Origin of the sequence: Intrasporangium oryzae NRRL B-24470 (assembly GCF_000576595.1) — a bacterium.
Taxonomy (GTDB): domain Bacteria; phylum Actinomycetota; class Actinomycetes; order Actinomycetales; family Dermatophilaceae; genus Intrasporangium_C; species Intrasporangium_C oryzae.
Window position 1 is genome coordinate 1 of the sequence record NZ_AWSA01000118.1, and the last position, 744, is coordinate 744.

Consider the following 744-nt stretch of genomic DNA (forward strand, 5'->3'; position numbering starts at 1 on the left):
AGCGGGGCGGGGCCGTGGTCGGCCACCGGTCGGCGCCTCACGACACGCCTCCACGCGAGCCCCAGCGGGCTCGAGCTGCCGAGCGGGCACGTTCGGACGAGGTCTGGACGCGGCCGGACGTCACGGTGAGGCGGGCGAGGATTGCCGCCGCCGCGGTCCGGGTGAGGCGGGCCTCGGCCACCGCGGGGTGAAGGATCTCCTGCCCCTGCGAGCCGGTGGCGACGTAGGCGGCATCACGGGCGACGTCGTCCAGGTGGTCGGCGACGGTCTGGAGCTGGCAAGCGTGCTCCAGCGCGGAGAGTTCGGGACCGGCGAGGTCCGGCCGTGCGGCGAGGACTTCCCGGAAGGTGTCGACGGCGCTCGCGGTCCAGGTGGAGGGCAGGTCGAAGCCGTCGAGGACGTCGTCGGCGGCGTCGTCAGGCGGCGGTGGGGCGGGTGTGAGGGTCATGTGGGTGTCCGATCTGGGGTCGATCCTGTGGATACAGGCTGTGGAAAACTGGAGAGGCTGCCGGCTTGCACACAGGCGCCCTATGCCGAACCGATCGAGCGGCCGGGGAGGGGGAGGGAGCCCTCCCCCACCCCTCAACGGTCGACGGCGACGAGCACGCCGCGAGCGACCGGCCGCCCGCCTCGGCGGGCTCGGTGGAGCGCGAAGCGCTCAGGCGACGCGGTCGCGCGCCCTCGTCGTCGTGCTCGACGCGGCCGGAGCTGGCGAGATCTGCGCGGCGATCCGGTCGAGGGCCG

1 protein-coding gene is annotated in these 744 nt (G+C 74.3%); it reads right to left on the minus strand.

Going from position 1 to position 744, the window contains the following annotated elements; genetic code table 11:
- Positions 1-37: 37 nt before the first annotated feature.
- Positions 38-448 carry a hypothetical protein gene (locus N865_RS22070; RefSeq protein ID WP_051511210.1) on the minus strand — a complete coding sequence of 137 codons (411 nt, stop codon included), beginning with the start codon at positions 446-448 and terminating at the stop codon, positions 38-40.
- Positions 449-744: the final 296 nt, after the last annotated feature.

Bases quoted from the DNA above. Each gene is read 5' to 3' on its own strand.
- N865_RS22070 (WP_051511210.1), bottom strand. From the start codon at position 448: ATGACCCTCACACCCGCCCCACCGCCGCCTGACGACGCCGCCGACGAC.